Genomic DNA, 19,029 nt, shown 5'->3' with positions numbered 1-19,029 from the left:
CACCTACGGCGCTCGATCTCATAGGCGCTGAAAATGTTTCGGCGAACACCTGGCGGCGCTCGACCTCACAGGCCCTGAACATCTAAAGCCCAACACCTCCAGCCCCACCCAATTCCCTACAACCCTTCACCCAGCACCCGATCAATACTGTCGACAAAATAATCCACACTAGCCCGGCTGGTACACATCGGCGGCTTGATCTTGAGAATGTTCAGGTAGTCGCCGGTCGGCTGCATGAAGATGCCCAGCTCACGCAGGCGATCACACAGCAGCATGGTCTCTTCGGTAGCCGGCTCCAGCGTTTCACGGTCACGCACCAGCTCCAGCCCCAGGTAAAAGCCCGAGCCATGCGCCGCGCCGGCCAGCGGGTGCTTGTCGACCAGACCCTGCAGGCGCGCCTTGAAGTAGCGCCCGGTGTCGCGGGCGTTGTCCCACAGGCCTTCTTCCTGCATCACGTCCAGCACCGCCATGCCGATGCGGCAGCTGACCGGGCTGCCGCCGGCCGAGGAGAAGAAGTAACCCTCGGCCTCCAGCGCCTCGGCAATCTCGCGGCGGGTGATGACCACGCCCAGCGGCTGGCCGTTGCCCATGCCCTTGGCCATGGTGATGATGTCGGGCACCACACCCTGCTCCTCGAAGCCCCAGAAGTACTCGCCCAGGCGGCCATAGCCGACCTGTACTTCGTCGGCGATGCACACGCCGCCACGGGCGCGGACCTTGGCATAGGCTTCTTGCAGATAACCCGCTGGTAGCGAGATACCGCCGGCATTGCCATAAACCGGTTCGCAGATGATGCCCGCCAGCTGGCGGCCACGGGCATCGAGGTCGGCCAGTTTGGCGTCGACGTCTTGCAGGTAATCAGCGGCGCTGTTGGCCCCACGGAAGCGCCCACGGAAGGTGTTCGGCGCCTCGACCGGGTGCACCCAGTCCGGGCGGGTTTCCAGGGCCTGCGGGTTATCGGCGATGGAGGTGGAAATGGCATCGGTGGCCACCGACCAGCCGTGGTAGGCCTCCAGCACGCTCAGCAGGTCGCGCCCGCCGCTGTAGGCCCAGGCCAGGCGAATCGCCAGGTCGTTGGCTTCGGTGCCGCTGTTGACCATAAACACCCGGTCGAAGCCTTCGGGCGCCAGGTCCAGCAGGCGCTCGGAGAACTCGGTGATGGCGGCGTAGTGAAAGCGCGAGTTGGTGTTCAGCAACGACCACTGCCGCGCCGACTCGGCGACCATGCGCGGGTGGCCGTGGCCCAGCACCGCGACGTTGTTGAGCATGTCGAGGTACGAGCGGCCCTGCATGTCGATCAGGTAGTTGCGCCAGCCACGTTCGATGTGCGGCGGCTGTGCGTAGTAGTGCTTCTGCGAGCGGGCGAAGCTGGCATCGCGGCGGGCCAGCAGTGCCTGCGGGTCGGGCAGTGGCTCGGCATCGCAGTCGAAGCCCAGCAGCGCGGCGGGTGACGGGCACAGGGCCAGCCAGGCGGCGGCTTGAGACGGAGTGGCGAAGAATGGCGGCTGGATGCCGGTGTCCAGACACAACTGCACACTGAGGAAGCCACAGCTGCTGCCCAGCGACTGGCCTGGTTCCACGGCTTGGCCATCTGCCGGGGTATCTTCCAGGCCCTGCAACCACAAGGCCCAGTTCGCGGTGTGCAGGCAGCCACGGCCGTCGCCATGGCGCTGCCACGTGCCGGCTGCTGGCGCTTGCACCAGGCTACCGTTGGGCACGTGCAGCTCGACGCCGAGGGCGCAGGTGGCCGGCTCTTCGGGGCGGTCGATATGGGTTTGCGACAGGCGATACTGCCCGTGCAGGCTGCAGGCCGGGGCGGGTTGCGAGCTCAGCAGGTACTGGTCGAAGCCGGGTTGCTCCCAGTTGCCCGCTTCGCAATGCACGCTGAGCACGCCGAGGTCGACTCGCGTCACTGCCTGCCCGTTCAGTTCGGGGAGCAGGGGAGCGCAGTTGCTCAGGTCCGGCGTGGCGGGTTGCAGGCCGGCAGCCTGCAGGATGGCCGCCTCCATCAAGGCGAAAGGCACGGCGGTGGCGGTGTCGAAGATTTCCCACTCATGCGCGACGTTATCGCGGGTGTACTGGTTACCCGGGTCCACGGCGAGTTGCTGCGCGCTGCTCAGCACCAGCACCGCAGCACGGTTCAGTACCAATGGCCACAGGGCGCGCAGCTCGGCTTCGGTCAGCGGGTTGAGCGCCTGGTAGGCACTGATCGCCGGCAGGATCCGCAGCGGGTCACCTTCGGCGTGGTGCAGCAGCGCCGCGCAGGTCACCGACAGGTCGGCGATGCGCCAGGTGCGCAGCAGGTCGCCGAAGTCGATCACCCCTTGCAGTTGCCACTGGCGTTCGCCGTCACGGGCCCACACGGTGTTGTCGTCGGTGATGTCCAGGTGCACGGCCTGGCTTGGCAGTCGATCAACCAGCGGCAGCAGGTGCGCGTTGGCAGCGTGGGTGGCCTGTTCGATACGGGTCCGTTGGCTGCTGTCCTGCAGGACTGGGAGCAGATGTTCGATCAGCGCCTGGGCATGTTGCGGGTCCCATTGCAGGGTGCGTGCAAGGCCGGGGTGGTCGAAGTCGACCAGGGCTTTGTCCAGCTTCGCACAGAGCCCGCCCAGTTCAGCCATCAGGCGAGGTTCCATGTGCTTGAGGCGGGTCAGCGGCTGGCCTTCGATGTAATCGAGCAGGCGCATGCGCAGAGGTTGGCCGTCGATGTCCAGTTCCAGCAGCGTCTGGCCGTTGCTGGCCGGGCGCACGGCGGGTACTGGCAACCCCTGTTCGCGCAGGTAGGCCAGGGCGGCGTGTTGGGCTTCCAGTTCCAGTTGGGCATAGCTGCCATGGCAGGCCTTGAGCACGAGGCTGCCTTGAGGGGTGTCCACGCGGAAGTTCAGGTCTTGCTGGCTGCCCATTGCCGTCAGGTTGCCGGCAAGGCCGTAGTGCGACTGCAGCACGGTGTGTGCCTGGGCTTCGCTGAGCGCAGGGCTGGGCAGGCCGGAACGCTGGATCAGCGTGGCCAGGGCAGGGGAGGTGGGCTGGTGCAGTGGGCTGGACATGGGGCTCTACCGTTGCTGCTGGAGTTGACGGTGGAGAATTTATGCCCGATCTGGCTGATGATGAAAGACGATTGTTGTCAGAGAAGTTGATGATGTAACTTGGCGACCCGTTGTCCCACCAGCCCCAGCTGGCGCCGGTCTCACGGGAGTGCGCAACCGGTGCAGGAGCGGCCTTGTGTCGCGATGGGGCCGCGTAGCGGCCCCTGGATCTGAGCTCACACACAAGTTGCCGGGGCTGCTGCGCAGCCCATCGCGACACAAGGCCGCTCCTACATGTGGCAACAATCGTTGTAGGAGCGGGTTTACCCGCGAAAGGGCCACCCCAGGCAATACAGCTGCGACATTTGTGTAGTTGACAGGCTGAAAATAAACAATTTGTTACCTATTAGGTAGCCTGCTACCATTCGCGTCCCGTGATATACGATGACTGTCATGTGTATGACCGTATGAATACGTTGTCCTGCTTGCAGCGCACCATCGCAGTCGCAGAAGAGCAGTTCCCAAGCCTGCCGTTTCCAGCGTTTCACGGGTCTTAGTGATTAGTCATAGGTAGACCTGCATGTTGTTAGCCAAACAAACCTCGCGAAGGAAGTTTCTGCTTTCGTCGCTGATCGCCTTGCCCGCGATGGGCATCACCGTCAATGGCCTCAGCGCCGCGATGGCCGCGGAAATGGCCGCGCCCAGCCTGGACAGCTACACCCCGTGCTTCTTCACCCCGGCCGAATGGACCTTCATCCTCGCCGCCTGCGACCGCTTGATCCCCGCCGATGGCCGTGGTCCGGGTGCGCTGGAAACCAACGTGCCGATTTTCATCGACCAGCAACTGGCCGGTGACCTGGGCAGCGAGATCTACCTGGAAGGGCCGTTCGACCTTAATGCCCCGGCCACGCTCGGCTATCAGCTGCCATACACCCCGCAGCAGGTCTACCGCAAAGGCATCGCCGCGCTGGAAAGCTGGTGCCAGGCCACCCATGGCCAGCACTTCGCGCTGCTCGAACTGGGCAAGCGCGACGACGTTCTGAAGAAGCTGCAAACCGGCCAGGTCGACTTCGCCGCCCATGGCGAAAGCGTGCTCAAAGCCAAGTTGTTCTTCGGCGAACTGCTCAATCACAGCCGTCAGGGCTGGCTGGCCGACCCCATCTACGGCGGCAACAAGGGCATGAAGGCGTGGATCGCCATCGGCTTCCCCGGTGCCAGGGCCAGCTACCTGGAATGGGTCGCCCAGCACAACGTCCCGTACCCCCTCGGCCCGGTCAGCCTGACCGGCCAACGCGGTTGATCCCTTCGCTTCGAGTTACAGCATTCAAGGTTTATATGGCACACATTACCAATGACGAAGTCGACGTCGCCGTCGTCGGCCTGGGCTGGGCCGGCTCGCTGATGAGCATCGAGCTTGCCCAGGCAGGCTTGAAAGTGCGCGCCTTCGAGCGCGGTGAAGACCGCACCAACGCCGATTTCGCCTACCCCAAGCCGGCTGACCAGTACGCCTACGGCGTGCGCAACAAGATCATGGTCACGCCCAAGGATGGCGCGCTCACCGTGCGCCACAACCTCAACGGCACCGCCTTGCCGACCCGCCAGTGGGGCGCCTTCGTGCCCGGTACCGGCGTGGGTGGTTCGGGCCTGCACTGGACCGGCGTGCTGATCCGCCCGACGCCGACCGACATCAAGCTCAAGACCTATGCCGACCAGGCCTATGCCCCAGGCGTCCTGCAGAGCGACATGACCATCGGCGACTTCCCGTTCACCTGGGACGAGATCGAGCCGTACCTGGACAAGTTCGACAAGATCTGCGGCCTGTCGGGCAACACTGGCAACCTCAACGGCCAGATCCTGGTTGGCGGCGACCCATTCGAAGGCCCGCGCTCCAACCCGTACCCGCTGCCGGCGCTGGAAGACACGCTGAACAACAAGATGTTCGCCGACGCCGCGTGCAAGCTCGGCTACCATCCGTTCCCCAACCCGTCGGCCAATGTGTCGCGGGCCTGGAAGAACCCCTACGGCAACCAGATCGCGCCGTGCAACTACTGCGGCTACTGCAGCAAGTATCCGTGTCTGAACTACTCCAAGGCCTCGCCGCAGACTGCGGTGATGGATGCGCTCAAGCGCATGGACAACTTCGACTATCGGGTCAATGCCAACGTCCTGCGCGTCGAGCTGCACCCGGACGGCAAGACCGCCAAAGGCATCACCTACGTCGACGCCCAGGGCAATGAAGTGTTCCAGCCGGCCAAGATCGTCGTGCTGGCGGCGTTCCAGTTCGTCAACGTGCGCCTGATGTTGCTTTCGGGCATCGGCCAGCCGTACAGCCCGGTCACCCGCAAGGGCACCATCGGCCGTAACTACGCGTTCCTCAGCAACGGCGGTGCCACGCTGTTCTTCAAGGACAAGCACTTCAACCCGTTCGCCACGGCCGGCGCCACCGGGCAGATGTTCAACGACGTGTCGCCTGGCAACTTCGATGGCCCATCGCTGGGCTTCATCGGCGGCGCCAAGATCCACAGCTCGCAAGCCACCGGCACGCCGATCGGTACCGCGCTGCCATCCGGCACACCGGAGTGGGGCCAGGGCTGGAAGGAGGGCATGCAGGACTGGTACGGCCATTCGATGAAGATCAGCATCTCCACCGGCTGCATGTCGTACCGCGACCACTACGTCGACCTCGACCCGACCTACAAGGACCCGTGGGGCCAGCCTCTGCTGCGCATCACCTTCGACTGGAAAGAGAACGAACTGAAGCTGCAGCAGCACTTGCGCAAGATCGTTCTGGACATCACCAAGGAGCTGAACCCGGACAGCTACAGCGAAAGCTTCCTGGGCATGGACTCGCACTGGGACATCACCAAGTACGTGTCCACCCACAATGTGGGCGGCGCGATCATGGGTGAATCGCCGGAAACCAGCGCACTCAACCGCTACCTGCAGAGCTGGGACGTACACAACGTGTTCGTGCCGGGCGGCAACGCCTTCCCGCAGAACTTCCAGGCCAACCCGACCTCGATGATTGGCGCACTGACCCTGTTCGCGGCCCAGGCCATCAAGGACCTGTACCTGAAAAACCCAGGCCCGCTGGTGCAGGCGTAAGGAGCGAGAGCATGAAGAACAAATCCCGTTCCATCCTGTCGGTATTGCTGGGTGTCGCTGTGCTGGCCGTGGTGCTGGCATGGATCGTCGCCAGCCTCCTCAACCGCTCCGGCGACGCCGAGGCCAAGCTGACCCAGGCCGTGAACCCGGCATTGATCGAGAAGGGCGCCTACCTGGCCCGCGCTGGTGACTGCGTGGCTTGCCACACCAGCCACGGCGGCAAGCCGTTCGCTGGCGGACTGGGCATCGCTTCGCCAATCGGCACCATCTATTCGACCAACATCACGCCGGACAAGAAAACCGGTATCGGCAACTGGACCTACGGCGAGTTCGAGCGCGCGGTACGCCGCGGCATCGGCCATGATGGCAGCGCGCTGTACCCGGCGATGCCGTTCCCGTCCTACGCCAAGGTCAGCGATGCAGACACCGAGGCGCTGTATGCCTACTTCATGCAAGGCGTGGCCGCGGTCGAGCAGCCGAACAAGGCCAACGACATCCCCTGGCCGCTGTCGATCCGCATGCCGCTGACCTACTGGCGTGCACTGTTCTCGCCCGTTCCAGAGGCAGCCGTGGTCAGCGCCGCTGACACCCCGGTAGACCGCGGCGCCTACCTGGTGCAAGGCCTCGGCCACTGCGGCTCGTGCCACACTCCGCGCGCCCTTACGATGCAGGAAAAAGGCCTGGACGAGTCCGCCGGCGGCTACCTTACCGGTGCCGAACTGAACGGCTGGAACGTGCCGGCCCTGCGCGGTATGCCGCACTGGAGCGAGGAGGAACTGATCGAGTACCTGGGCAGCGGGCGCAATGCCAAAGCCTCGGTGGCCGGCGAGATGACTGACGTGATTGCCAACAGCACCTCGCACATGAGCGACGCCGACCTGCAGGCAATGGCCGCGTACCTGAAGTCGCTGACGCCGGCCAAAGGACCGGCGTATCAGCAGCAGGCCGAGCGCAGCGCAGCGACCACGGCCAAGCTGACAGCGGCCAAGGACCTGACCTTGGGCGAGCGGCTGTACATCGACAACTGCGGTGCCTGCCACTTCGTTTCCGGTGAAGGTGCGCAGCGCGTGTTCCCGCGTCTGGACGGTGCTTCTGTGGTCAATGCTGCCAACGCCGATGCGCTGTTGCATGTGATTTTGGCGGGCGCAGCGACGCCGTCGACTGAGCGTGCGCCTTCGGTATTGCCGATGCCTGGCTTTGCCGAGCGTATGGACGATGCAGAGGTAGCGCAGTTGGCGACCTTCCTGCGCCAAGGCTGGTCGAACCAAGCCTCGGCGGTGACGGCAGAGCAGGTGCACGCGGTGCGTGCTTCGATTGCCAGCCATCACTGAAAACCTGGCGTGGCACCGGCTTCGCCGGTGTTCGCGGGCAAGCCCTAATGCCAGTCAGTTAACAAAAGGCAAGGTGTTCTCCGTGTCTTTAGCAGCGCCTATTCGATCGAGCGCCGCCCGCGCGGCGCTCGATCTAACAGGCAACCAAAATCCCAAGGCAAGCACCCGTCAGCCCTTACCGCTTAACTGACTGGCATTAGGGCAAGCCCGCACCCACAAAGTGGGGCAGTGTCGACGAATAGCTGAAGCCGGGTCATGATAGGCCGAGCATTCCATCACCGGAGTTCATATGCCGCTCACAGCCCTGCTTCGCTGCGACGACCTGGACCGCACTCGTGATTACTACCGGGATACCCTGGGTTTCGAAGAGACCGACACCGCAGAGGGGACGATCAGTGTCAGTCTCGAGGACTGCTATCTGGTCTTCACCACGCAAGACCTGTGGGCCGGGCCGACTCAGTTTTCGGCAACGTTCTACCTGCATGTCGATGATGTGGCGCGGTACTACGAGCGCGTGAAAGACCGGGCTCAAATCACCTGGCCGCTGCAGCATATGCCCTATGGTTCACGGGAGTTCGGGGTGCGGGACTGCGATGGGTATTACCTGGCTTTTGCCTAGGTAAACTGTACGGGTGGTTAGCGCAATATAACCACTTAACGCTTCGGTTCTCAGCGCATCATGCCCAGTTCGTCGTCATCCATCAGGCCGATAATGGTCAGTTCGCGTACGTAGCTCATCAACTCCGATGACTGTTCGCCAGCGTCGCGGCAGGGAATGGCTGGCTCGATGCGGAACAGTGGGTGGGTGCCGTTTTCGCCTTGGCAGGTGCTCATCCTCGGCGACAGCGCCAAGGAATGGGTATCGCGTAGGCATGCAGAAGCACAGCCAAGATGCAAAGCCAATACAAGAGAGGGTAATTTTCAAATAGGTCCCTTTGCTTGTCTGCCTTTAGAAAGAATTCTTGGTAGATGAGCTTGAGGTAGAAATCTATCTTGTATACATTAAACCCTAGGCTGCAAGAGAACCAAAGCCATGAGAATTTTTTTTTGTGAAATGACCACTTCAGAAGGTAAGCGATAATAATACCAAAGGCCATGTGTGCAGATATCAATATGATCATGGTTTTTTGCTTCCGCGTAAATGGCGCAAGGTCACTTATCTAGCTCTACATAAATAATTTCGCCGGTAAGTACGTCGATTCCCAGTTCAAGCGAAAGAGCGCCTCTCCCCATATGATTTATTGCACGGCCTTTGTCGGCTTCGATGTATCTAAATAAACGCCAGGCGTCAGGTTTGATAACAGAGCGAAATAACCCATAGGCAGAGAGGCCCAAGTCTCCAAGCCCATAGGCAATATTGCCTTGCGACTTCGAACCTCCGTTATATTCGGCGAGCCGCTGGTATCCCTTTCGGATGGGTCCCACGGTATCCGTGTGGCCTGTAGCTATATTGTAGGCGTTCTCGTAAACATTATTTAAACCATGCAATACCATCGGTATCCCTGCTGCGCCACACGCTATCCAAGCGGACGCTTGGCATATGGCTATACCAGTTCCAATCTGCATCACACCTGCACCCAATCCAATTACTAGACGTAGGTAGTCGGAGGATTGGCGTTGCAATGAATCCTGCTCTGCCTTTATCGCAACCATGCCCTCAGCCGCAGGCAGATTACCGCTTTCAACTTCTTCAACTATCGCCTTGCCCACATAAGCGACTTCCTGGGTGAACTGCATGCGCAGCACGTCATCCTGAATACACCGCCCACCTACCTCACAGGCATGCTGGGTCAGTTGCATCGCGGCATGGCTGACATCAGCAAGATCTGCCCAGCCGTAGGCTTGTGCCTCAATCGAGTTATTCATTGGAACCCCACGATCCATAACCGCTGGTACCGGAAATATGGTGTCGCCAATCGATATCGCGGTAACGGAGTGCGAGGTACTCCTGTGCTTCTTGGCCGTTCTGCAGCACCGAGTGAGGCATCTCTACACGCTGGTCGACGATTAGCACCCCCGTAAGGCGTACGCTGTAGTAAAGCTCCTGGCCGCCGGAGCGACTGACGCGATAGAAGTGGATTTCACAGTTGAGTGGTTCAAGAGTTTCCATCGCCTGCGCCAGCAGGGGAGAGGATTTGTCGATGTGCTTGGTGATCAGAATCGGGCGATGTTGAGTGCGCTGGATGTTGCCCAGGAGGGATCGGGTGTGACTGAAGCCGAGTACCATGATTTCATCCCTGTGCCCGCTCTGGCAGCGGTTGCCCATGGACTCCTCGGTGGAGCAACCTGCCGAAATCAGCCCTTGCCGGGCGCCAACGATCGAAATGTAACCGTGGTGAGCCATCGCGAAACTCCCTTCAAGTGAAGCCTCGGATTTTGAACTGGACACTTTTGGCTGTATGTCAGGGGCGTCCTACATGATTGAGTAAATATTGTTTTTCAATGTTGCGGGTGTAGGAAATCGTGAAGGTGAATATGACGGTTACGACCAGAAAGAAAGGTTGGTTTTTTAGCGAGCAGAGATGTTGCAGATCATGTGTGTTCGCTGGCCGTAGAGTCCGGTAGTTCTCGGTCAGCGCAAGGGTTCATGAGCAAGTCAAGTAATGGGCAAGGTTAAGTGCGTTCGCATTGGTCGTAAAAGGCGAGCGCTTCATTGGTATCCCATCTTTAACTCCTGGGCTTGGGCTGCCAGCGCATCCATTGCAGCACGGCTCACCTCGTCACGTTTTTCCTTGGAGGCAACGAGTTCGGAGAAGTTGCCCCAGCGATGAAACCCCGTGTTGCTGTGGGAAATCGCCGCTTCGTCGAGCGGTTTTACCCAGTGCGGCCAGAAGGCGTTTTCTTTCTCATCGGGAAGCACCATGGGAGAAACGTCGGCAGTGGTCATAGGTATCCCCAGAGTGTTGTTGATTGCTGAGTTGTGACGATGATGCAGCAGCCCGGTTTTGAGTTGTATTCGAAACATTTGAAAGTCGCGATAAACGAGTCGACCGCAGCATGGAGGGTTGCCTAGGGCGTGGTTGGCTTTCGATGCAAATTATCCAGCGGTTCCCAGGCAACCTCATCCTTAGCGCATCATGCCCAGTTCGGCGTCATCCATCAGCGCCTTGGCCATTGCGCTGAGGTAGTGGGCGGCCCAGATCATCATCGGTTTTTCGTCCATCAGGCCGGTGATGGTCAGTTCGTGGACATAGCCCATCAACTCCGACGATTGCTCGCGGGCGTCGCGGCAAGGGATGCCTGGCTCGATGCGGAACAGTGGGTGGGTGCCGTTTTCGCCTTGGCAGAAGGTGGTCTTCCCGGGGGTGAAATGGGTGTCTTCTGTGGTCATTGTTCAATCCCGTCATAGTTCTCGACTGCCTGTGCGGGCCTCATCGCGGGTTAACCCGCTCCTACATGGGACAACTATCGTTGTAGGAGCGGGTTTACCCGCGAAGAGGCCAGCCCAGACAACACATCACTCAAGCCTCAGCGCAAAGTCCGAGGCTCGGTGGGCATCGCTGCGCATAGAGGGAATGGGTGGGCGGGGGCGGATCGGGGACAATCTTCAACATCGCATAGTACCTTTCGTGAGGCTATCCCCCGGCTGCTGTCAAACAGTTGGGTGGCAGCTGTACATGGGTTGACAGACCGGCGGACTATGCAAGTTCCGGCGCACGCGAACGTGCCCCACGTACAGCTGCCATAAAGGCGAGCCGTATACATAATACCGTTGCGGCCTGTCAAAGCCGTGTCGTTGATGAGCAACGACAACCCGAGACTAGAGCGCTGCCAGAGCAGCCGCAACGGAAAACACGCGGCAGGAGTATGTTTGGGAAATGGCCTACAGGGAAGGGGTTAAATCTGACATGCAGGGCGTTCTGCACCCGATTGCATCAGGGCCGCAAGGTGCCTGCCTTGGTTTTTTCGGTGTTGCGTAGACCGAGCGCCGCGCGGGCGGCGCTCGATCTCAAGGGCGATGCAAGGCTTCAGACGAACCGGCATCCACCTGCAAAAACGCCGCCTCCAGCAACTGCCGGGTATACGGATGCTGCGGCGCATGAAATATCGCCTGCGCATCCCCCTGTTCCACCACATGCCCATGCTTGATCACCATCAATTGGTGACTCAACGCCTTGACCACTGCCAGGTCATGGCTGATGAACAGGTAAGTCAGGTTGTACTTCTGCTGCAAATTGCGCAGCAACTCCACCACCTGCCGCTGCACGGTGCGGTCCAGCGCCGAGGTAGGCTCATCCAGCAGAATCAACGCCGGCTTCAACACCAGCGCCCTGGCAATGGCAATGCGCTGGCGCTGCCCACCGGAAAACTCATGCGGGTAGCGATGCCGCGTGCGTGGGTCCAGGCCCACTTCCTCCAGCGCCGCAATGATCACCGCTTCCTGCTCCTGCGCGTTGCCAATGCCGTGAATGCGCAACCCTTCGCCGACAATATCCGCCACACACATACGCGGGCTCAGGCTGCCAAACGGGTCCTGGAACACCACCTGCATCTCGCGCCGCAGCGGGCGTACGGCTTTCTGGTTCAGCCCCTCCAGGTTCTGCCCATGGAAGCGAATGCCGCCCTGGCTGGAAATCAGCCGCAAGATCGCCAAACCCAGCGTCGACTTGCCCGACCCGGACTCGCCAACAATCCCCAGCGTTTGCCCCTGCGGCAAGCTGAAGTTGATCCCGTCCACCGCCTTCACATGGTCAACCGTGCGCCGCAGCAGGCCCTTCTTGATCGGGAACCACACCTTCAGGTCATCCACCTCCAGCAACGGTGCGCCTACCGGGTTGTGCGCCGGCAGCCCGCTGGGCTCGGCATTGATCAGCATCTGCGTGTAGTGGTGCTGCGGTGCGCTGAACAACGTGGCGCATTCAGCCTGTTCGACAATCTGCCCACGCTGCATCACGCACACGCGGTGGGCGATGCGTCGCACCAGGTTCAGGTCGTGGCTGATCAGCAGCAGGGCCATGCCCAAACGCGCCTGCAGTTCCTTCAGCAGGTCGAGGATCTTCAACTGCACGGTCACATCCAATGCCGTGGTCGGTTCATCGGCAATCAGCAGCTCCGGCTCGTTGGCCAGCGCCATGGCGATCATCACCCGTTGGCGCTGGCCGCCAGACAGTTCGTGGGGCAGGGCCTTGAGGCGTTTGCGCGGCTCGGGGATGCCGACCAGTTCCAGCAGCTCCAGGGTGCGTGCAGTGGCTTCCTTGCCGGTCAGGCCCTTGTGCAGCAGGAGGATTTCGTTGATCTGCTTCTCGATGCAATGCAGCGGGTTAAGCGAGGTCATCGGCTCCTGGAAGATCATCGCAATGCGGTTGCCGCGAATGCGCTGCATCGTCTTCTCGTTTTGCTGCAGCAGGTCTTTGCCTTCGTAGTGGATGCTGCCGCTGGGATGGCGCGCCAAAGGGTAGGGCAGCAGGCGCAGGATCGAGTGCGCGGTCACCGATTTGCCCGAGCCGCTCTCGCCCACCAGGGCCAGCGTTTCGCCTTTGCGGATATCGAAGCTGATGCCGTCAACCACGCGGTTGACCTGGTCGCCGGTGACAAACTCCACCGCCAGGTCGCGCACTTCGATCAGGTTCTGTTCACTCATGTCACTTCCTCGGGTCAAAGGCATCGCGGGCGGATTCGCCGATGAACACCAGCAGGCTCAGCATCAGCGCCAATACGGCGAAGGCGCTGATGCCCAGCCACGGCGCCTGCAGGTTGGACTTGCCCTGGGCCACCAGCTCGCCCAGCGAGGGCGAACCGGCAGGCAGGCCGAAGCCGAGGAAGTCCAGGGCGGTGAGGGTGCCGATGGCGCCAGTGAGAATGAACGGCATGAAGGTCATGGTCGAGATCATGGCGTTAGGCAAAATGTGCCGGTACATGATCGCGCCGTTGCGCATGCCCAGGGCACGCGCGGCGCGCACGTATTCCAGGTTGCGCCCGCGCAGGAACTCGGCGCGTACCACGTCCACCAGGCTCATCCACGAGAACAGCAGCATGATGCCCAGCAACCACCAGAAGTTGGGCTGCACGAAGCTGGCGAGGATGATCAGCAGGTACAGCACCGGCAGGCCCGACCAGACTTCCAGAAAGCGCTGCCCGGCCAGGTCGACCCAGCCGCCATAGAAGCCCTGCAAGGCACCCGCGATGACGCCGACGATGGAGCTGGCCACGGTCAAGGTGAGGGCGAACAGCACCGAAATGCGGAAGCCGTAGATCACCCGCGCCAGTACGTCGCGGCCCTGGTCGTCGGTGCCCAGCCAGTTGTCCGCCGACGGTGGTGCCGGGGCGGGCACGCGCAGGTCGTAGTTGATGCTCTGGTAGCTGAACGGGATCGGCGCCCACAGCACGAAGCTGTCTTTCTTCGCCAGCAGCTCGCGGATATACGGGCTCTTGTAGTTGGCTTCCAGCGGGAATTCGCCACCGAAGGTGGTTTCCGGGTAGCGCTTGAAGGCCGGGAAGTACCACTCGCCGTCGTAGCGCACGGCAATCGGTTTGTCGTTGGCGATCAGCTCGGCGCCCAGGCTCAGGCCGAACAGGATCAGGAACAGCCACAGCGACCACCAGCCACGGCGGTTGGCCTTGAAGCGCTCGAAGCGCCGGCGGTTTAGGGGGGACAAGGCCATATCAGTGCTCCCGGCTGGCGAAGTCGATGCGCGGATCGACCAGGGTGTAGGTCAGGTCGCCGATCAGTTTCACCACCAGCCCCAGCAGGGTGAAGATGAACAGGGTGCCGAAGACCACCGGGTAATCGCGGTTGATGGCCGCTTCGAAACTCATCAGGCCCAGGCCGTCGAGGCTGAAGATCACTTCGATCAGCAAGGAGCCCGTGAAGAAGATGCCGATGAACGCCGAAGGGAAGCCGGCGATCACCAGCAGCATGGCGTTGCGGAACACGTGGCCGTACAGCACCCGTGGCCGGCTCAGGCCTTTGGCCTTGGCGGTGACCACGTACTGCTTGTTGATTTCGTCGAGGAAGCTGTTCTTGGTCAGCAGGGTCATGGTGGCGAAGTTGCCAATGACCAGCGCAGTAATCGGCAGCACCAGGTGCCAGAAGTAGTCCAGGATCTTGCCGGTAGTGCTCAGCTCGTCGAAGTTGTTGGAGGTGAGGCCGCGCAGCGGGAACCAGTCGAAGTAGCTGCCGCCGGCGAACAGCACGATCAGCAGGATGGCGAACAGGAACGCCGGAATGGCATAGCCGACGATGATCGCCGAACTGGTCCAGACGTCGAAGTGGCTGCCGTGGCGCACCGCCTTGGCGATGCCCAGCGGGATCGACACCAGGTACATGATCAGCGTGCTCCACAGCCCCAGCGAGATCGACACCGGCATTTTCTCGATGATCAGGTCGATGACCTTGGCATCGCGGAAGAAGCTGTCGCCGAAGTCCAGCTGGGCGTAGTTCTTGATCATGATCCACAGGCGCTCGGGCGGCGACTTGTCGAAGCCGTACATGCGCTCGATTTCGGCGACAAGTGCCGGGTCCAGGCCTTGGGCACCGCGGTAGCTGGAGCCAGCCACCGAAACCTCGGCACCGCCACCGGCAATGCGGCTGGTGGCGCCTTCGAAGCCTTCGAGCTTGGCGATCATCTGCTCGACCGGGCCACCGGGGGCGGCCTGGACGATGATGAAGTTGATGATCAGGATGCCGAACAGGGTCGGGATGATCAGCAGCAGGCGTCGCAGGATGTAGGCCAGCATGTTATTTGGCCTCGTCCGCAGGGGCTTCGCTGGCGGCCGGGGTTACCCCGGGCTTGATCCACCAGGTGTCGATGCCGATATCGTACTTGGGCGACACCTTCGGGTGGCCAATATGGTTCCAGTAGGCCACGCGCCAGGTCTTGATATGCCAGTTGGGGATCACGTAGTAACCCCACAGCAACACGCGGTCGAGGGCACGGCAGTGGTCGACCAGACTCTGCCGCGAGTCGGCGTTGATCAGCTGGTCCACCAGCTGGTCGATGGCTGGGTCGCGCAGGCCGATGAAGTTGCGGCTGCCGGGGTTGTCGGCGGCGGCACTGGACCAGAACTCGCGCTGCTCGTTGCCCGGCGAATTGGACTGCGGGTAGCCCCCGACGATCATGTCGTAGTCACGTGAGCGCAGGCGGGTGATGTATTGCGACACGTCGACCCGGCGAATGTTCAGCTCGATACCGAGGTCGGCCAGGTTGCGCTTGAACGGCAGCAGGATGCGCTCGAATTCGGTCTGCGCCAGCAGGAATTCGATGCTCACCGGCTTGCCCTGGGCATCGACCATCTTGTCGTCGACGATTCTCCAGCCGGCTTCCTGCAGCAGTTTGTAGGCCTGACGCTGCTGCTCGCGGATCATGCCGCTGCCGTCACTGACCGGGTTGTGGAAGGTTTCGCTGAACACCTGATCGGGGATTTTGCCGCGCAGCGGTTCAAGGATTTTCAACTCGCTGGCACTGGGCAGGCCGTGGGCGGCCATTTCCGAGTTGTCGAAGTAGCTGCCGGTGCGGGTGTAGGCGCCGTTGAACAGCTGCTTGTTGGTCCACTCGTAGTCCAGCAGCAGGCTCAGCGCCTGGCGCACGCGCACGTCCTGGAACACCGGGCGGCGGATGTTGAAGATGAAACCCTGCATGCCTGTAGGGTTTCCGTTAGGCAGTTCTTCCTTGATCAGGCGGCCATCGCGCACGGCGGGTACGTTGTAGGCGGTGGCCCAGTTTTTCGCGCTGACTTCCAGGGCATAGTCGAACGCCCCGGCCTTGAGTGCTTCCAGGGCGACGGTGGTGTCGCGGTAGGAGTCGAAGGTCATGGCGTCGAAGTTGTAGAAGCCGCGGTTGATCGGCAGGTCCTTGGCCCAGTAGTCCTTGACCCGCTCGTAGCGCACCGAGCGCCCGGCCTTTACCTCGGCGACCTTGTACGGGCCGCTACCCAGCGGGATTTCCAGGTTGCCACGGTTGAACTCGCGGTTTTCGTACCAGTGCTTGGGTAATACCGGCAACTGGCCAAGAATCAGCGGTAGCTCGCGGTTGTTCTTGTGCTTGAACGTGAACAGCACCTTCAGCGGGTCTTCGGCGACCACTTCGGCGACGTCGGCGTAGTACTGGCGGTACAGCGGCGCACCGTCCTTCATCAGGGCGTTGAAGGTGAATACCACATCGTCGGCACGCAGTGGGTGGCCGTCATGGAAGCGTGCTTCGGGGCGCAGGTAGAAGCGCACCCAGCTGTTGTCCGGGGCCTTTTCGATCTTGCCGGCCACCAGGCCGTACTCGGTGAACGGCTCGTCCTGGCTCTGGCGCATCAGGGTGTCGTAGATGATGCCGATGTTCTCGGCCGCCACGCCTTTGTTGATGAACGGGTTGAGGCTGTCGAAACCGCCGAAGCTGGACTGGCGGAAGGTACCGCCCTTGGGGGCGTCGGGGTTGACGTAGTCGAAGTGCTTGAAGTCGGCGGGGTACTTGGGCGGCTCGTCGTACAGGGTGAGCGCATGCTGCGGTGCGGCCAGGGCGGGAAGGCTCAGGCAGGCGAGCAACAGGCTGCCTGCCAGCTGGCGCAGGCGGTGCGTTGGCGTCATTGGGCTTTCTCCGAAGTCTTGATCCACCAGCTGTTCAGCCCCAGGGTGTAGGGCGGCGTGGTGACGAAGGCGAACCGGTTGCGGTAGGCCAGGCGATGGTTGTCGAGGTACCAGTTGGGGATCATGTAGTACTGCCATGAGAGCACGCGGTCCAGGGCGCGGGCGGCGGCGACCTGGTCGTCGCGGGTGCGCGCGGCCAAAAGGGTGTCGAGCAGGTGGTCGACCACCGGGTCCTTGACCCCAGCATAGTTCTTGCTGCCCTTGGTCGCGGCCTGGCTGGAATGGAAGTACAGCCACTGTTCAAGGCCGGGGCTCAGGGTCTGGTTGAGGGTCATCAGAATCATGTCGAAATCGAACTGGTCCAGGCGTTGTTTGTACTGGGCACGGTCCACGGTGCGCAAGCTCGCATCGATGCCGATGCTGGACAGATTTTCGACATAAGGTTGCAGGATGCGTTCAAGGTTGGGGTTTACCAGCAGCAACTCCATGCGCAACTGCTGGCCCTTGCTATCGACCAGGCGTTGGCCGTTCAGTTTCCAGCCGGCCTCGGCAAGCAGGCCGAGGGCCTGACGCAGGGTCTGGCGGCTGACACCACGGCCTTCGGTCTGGCTGACCTTGTAGGGCTCGCTGAACAGCTTGGCCGGCAACTGGTCGCGGAACGGCGCCAGCAGCAGCCATTCCTTGCCAGTGGGCAGGCCGCTAGCGGCGAACTCGCTGTTGGGGTAATAGCTGGTCGAGCGGCGGTAGGCGCTGCTGAACAGGGCGCGGTTGGTCCATTCGAAGTCGAGCATCAGCCCCAGCGCCTGGCGTACCCGCGGGTCGCTGAAGGTGGCCCGGCGGCTGTTCATGAACAGGCCTTGGGTTTGCGTGGGGATGCGGTGCGGGATCTGCGCCTTGATCACTTCGCCACGGCGCACGGCCGGGAAGTTGTAGCCGTTGGCCCAGTTCTTCGCCTGGTGCTCGATGTAGATATCGAACTCACCGGCCTTGAACGCTTCGAAGGCCACCGTGGCGTCGCGGTAGAACTCGTATTCCACGCGGTTGAAGTTGTACTTGCCACGGTTGACCGCCAGGTCCTTGCCCCAATAGTTTTTCACCCGCTCGAACACCAGGCTGCGCCCAGGCTGTACCTGGGTGATGCGGTAGGGACCACTGCCCAGCGGTGGCTCGAAAGTGGTGGCCTTGAAGTCGCGTTTTTGCCAGTAGTGCTTGGGCAGCACCGGCATTTCGCCCAGGCGCAGGATCAGCAGCGGGTTGCCAGCGCGCTTGAACACGAAGCGGATACGCAGCGGGCCGAGGATGTCTACCCGTTGCACTTCCTGCAGGTTGGTGCGGTAGATCGGGTGGCCGTCCTTGAGCAGTGTGCGGTAGGAGAAGGCCACGTCTGTCGCGGTGATCGGCTGGCCGTCGTGCCAGCGGGCTTCAGGGCGCAGGTTGAACACTACCCAGCTACGGTCCTCGCTGTACTCCACCGAGCGGGCGATCAGGCCATAGCTGGAGGTGGGCTCGTCGCCGGACGGGTCGTACTGGCCGGTGCCGACCATCAGCGGCTCGTTCAGCTCGCTGATGCCGTACTGCTGGAAATTGGGCGTGGTGATCGGGCTCGACCCCTTGAAGGTGTAGGGGTTGAGGGTGTCGAAGGTGCCAAAAGCCATGGCCCGCAAGGTGCCGCCCTTGGGCGCTTGCGGGTTGACCCAGTCGAAGTGGGTGAAGGTGGCCGGGTACTTGAGCGTACCGAACTGCGCGTATCCGTGGCTTTCGCTCACCATCGCGACTGCGGGAAAGCTCAAGGCCAGGCTGAGTGACAGCAGGAGGGGACGTATCAAGTCGGCATCCGATCCAGAGGCGTTGGGCTTTGATCGGGTACAGTAACAGCTTGGTGGGGTTGGAAAAAGAGAGGGGGCCGGGGATTTCCAGTGGGTATGTTTTCAGGCCCATTCGCGGGCACGCCCGCTCCCACACAGGCTGTGTGAAAACTCAAAATCAGAGTTCAGCCCGCCAGCGCTGATCTCTGACTGAGACTTTCAGATAACCGAGAGATACCTCTCAGGCC

General features: G+C 61.7%; 15 protein-coding genes. 4 read left to right on the top strand and 11 right to left on the bottom strand.

Going from position 1 to position 19,029, the window contains the following annotated elements:
• Positions 1 to 116: 116 nt before the first annotated feature.
• Positions 117 to 3,047 (bottom strand): aminotransferase, encoded by a 2,931-nt coding sequence (locus ACIP1G_RS27520; RefSeq protein ID WP_400742771.1) that lies wholly within the window; start codon positions 3,045 to 3,047, stop codon positions 117 to 119.
• 559 nt (positions 3,048 to 3,606) lie between these two features.
• Here ACIP1G_RS27520 and ACIP1G_RS27515 point away from each other — a divergent pair.
• The 4 genes from ACIP1G_RS27515 to ACIP1G_RS27500 all read left to right on the top strand — a co-directional run bounded on the left by ACIP1G_RS27515 (position 3,607) and on the right by ACIP1G_RS27500 (position 8,081).
• Positions 3,607 to 4,326: a gluconate 2-dehydrogenase subunit 3 family protein gene (locus ACIP1G_RS27515; RefSeq protein WP_400742769.1), complete on the top strand. Its 720-nt coding sequence runs from the start codon at positions 3,607 to 3,609 to the stop codon at positions 4,324 to 4,326.
• Between the two features lie 35 nt (positions 4,327 to 4,361).
• The gene (locus ACIP1G_RS27510) at positions 4,362 to 6,131 is read left to right on the top strand and encodes a GMC family oxidoreductase (RefSeq protein WP_400742766.1); all 1,770 of its coding nucleotides are present in this window, start codon (positions 4,362 to 4,364) and stop codon (positions 6,129 to 6,131) included.
• Positions 6,132 to 6,142: 11 nt separating this feature from the next.
• On the top strand, positions 6,143 to 7,462 hold the full coding sequence (locus ACIP1G_RS27505) for a c-type cytochrome (protein ID WP_400742764.1): 1,320 nt from the start codon (positions 6,143 to 6,145) through the stop codon (positions 7,460 to 7,462).
• 289 nt (positions 7,463 to 7,751) lie between these two features.
• A complete protein-coding gene (locus ACIP1G_RS27500; RefSeq protein WP_400742761.1) occupies positions 7,752 to 8,081 on the top strand; it encodes a VOC family protein in 330 nt (109 codons plus the stop codon).
• 50 nt (positions 8,082 to 8,131) lie between these two features.
• On the opposite strand, the gene ACIP1G_RS27495 is transcribed toward ACIP1G_RS27500, so the two are convergent.
• The 10 genes from ACIP1G_RS27495 to ACIP1G_RS27450 all read right to left on the bottom strand — a co-directional run bounded on the left by ACIP1G_RS27495 (position 8,132) and on the right by ACIP1G_RS27450 (position 18,802).
• Positions 8,132 to 8,296: a DUF3077 domain-containing protein gene (locus ACIP1G_RS27495; protein ID WP_400742758.1), complete on the bottom strand. Its 165-nt coding sequence runs from the start codon at positions 8,294 to 8,296 to the stop codon at positions 8,132 to 8,134.
• Between the two features lie 318 nt (positions 8,297 to 8,614).
• On the bottom strand, positions 8,615 to 9,328 hold the full coding sequence (locus tag ACIP1G_RS27490; protein ID WP_400742755.1) for a DUF4225 domain-containing protein: 714 nt from the start codon (positions 9,326 to 9,328) through the stop codon (positions 8,615 to 8,617).
• Positions 9,321 to 9,806 (bottom strand): Hcp family type VI secretion system effector, encoded by a 486-nt coding sequence (locus ACIP1G_RS27485; RefSeq protein WP_400742752.1) that lies wholly within the window; start codon positions 9,804 to 9,806, stop codon positions 9,321 to 9,323. Before ACIP1G_RS27485 ends, ACIP1G_RS27490 begins: the two co-directional genes overlap by 8 nt.
• 306 nt (positions 9,807 to 10,112) lie before the next feature.
• Positions 10,113 to 10,349 (bottom strand): hypothetical protein, encoded by a 237-nt coding sequence (locus ACIP1G_RS27480; protein ID WP_400742749.1) that lies wholly within the window; start codon positions 10,347 to 10,349, stop codon positions 10,113 to 10,115.
• Positions 10,350 to 10,529: 180 nt separating this feature from the next.
• Positions 10,530 to 10,793: a DUF3077 domain-containing protein gene (locus ACIP1G_RS27475; protein WP_400742746.1), complete on the bottom strand. Its 264-nt coding sequence runs from the start codon at positions 10,791 to 10,793 to the stop codon at positions 10,530 to 10,532.
• 618 nt (positions 10,794 to 11,411) lie between these two features.
• Positions 11,412 to 13,043 (bottom strand): ABC transporter ATP-binding protein, encoded by a 1,632-nt coding sequence (locus ACIP1G_RS27470; protein ID WP_400742743.1) that lies wholly within the window; start codon positions 13,041 to 13,043, stop codon positions 11,412 to 11,414.
• A gap of 1 nt (position 13,044) precedes the next feature.
• Complete coding sequence (locus ACIP1G_RS27465) at positions 13,045 to 14,064, bottom strand: ABC transporter permease (RefSeq protein WP_346643296.1); 1,020 nt, start codon at positions 14,062 to 14,064, stop codon at positions 13,045 to 13,047.
• A gap of 1 nt (position 14,065) precedes the next feature.
• Positions 14,066 to 15,139 (bottom strand): microcin C ABC transporter permease YejB, encoded by a 1,074-nt coding sequence (locus ACIP1G_RS27460; RefSeq protein ID WP_400742740.1) that lies wholly within the window; start codon positions 15,137 to 15,139, stop codon positions 14,066 to 14,068.
• Between the two features lies 1 nt (position 15,140).
• Positions 15,141 to 16,976 carry an extracellular solute-binding protein gene (locus ACIP1G_RS27455; RefSeq protein WP_400742737.1) on the bottom strand — a complete coding sequence of 612 codons (1,836 nt, stop codon included), beginning with the start codon at positions 16,974 to 16,976 and terminating at the stop codon, positions 15,141 to 15,143.
• Positions 16,973 to 18,802: an extracellular solute-binding protein gene (locus ACIP1G_RS27450; RefSeq protein WP_400742735.1), complete on the bottom strand. Its 1,830-nt coding sequence runs from the start codon at positions 18,800 to 18,802 to the stop codon at positions 16,973 to 16,975. The genes ACIP1G_RS27455 and ACIP1G_RS27450 overlap by 4 nt, the downstream gene beginning before the upstream one ends.
• Positions 18,803 to 19,029: the final 227 nt, after the last annotated feature.

The sequence above is a fragment of the Pseudomonas sp. NPDC089392 genome (assembly GCF_044749595.1).
GTDB lineage: Bacteria > Pseudomonadota > Gammaproteobacteria > Pseudomonadales > Pseudomonadaceae > Aquipseudomonas.
This window is presented reverse-complemented; position numbering and strand designations above follow the sequence as displayed.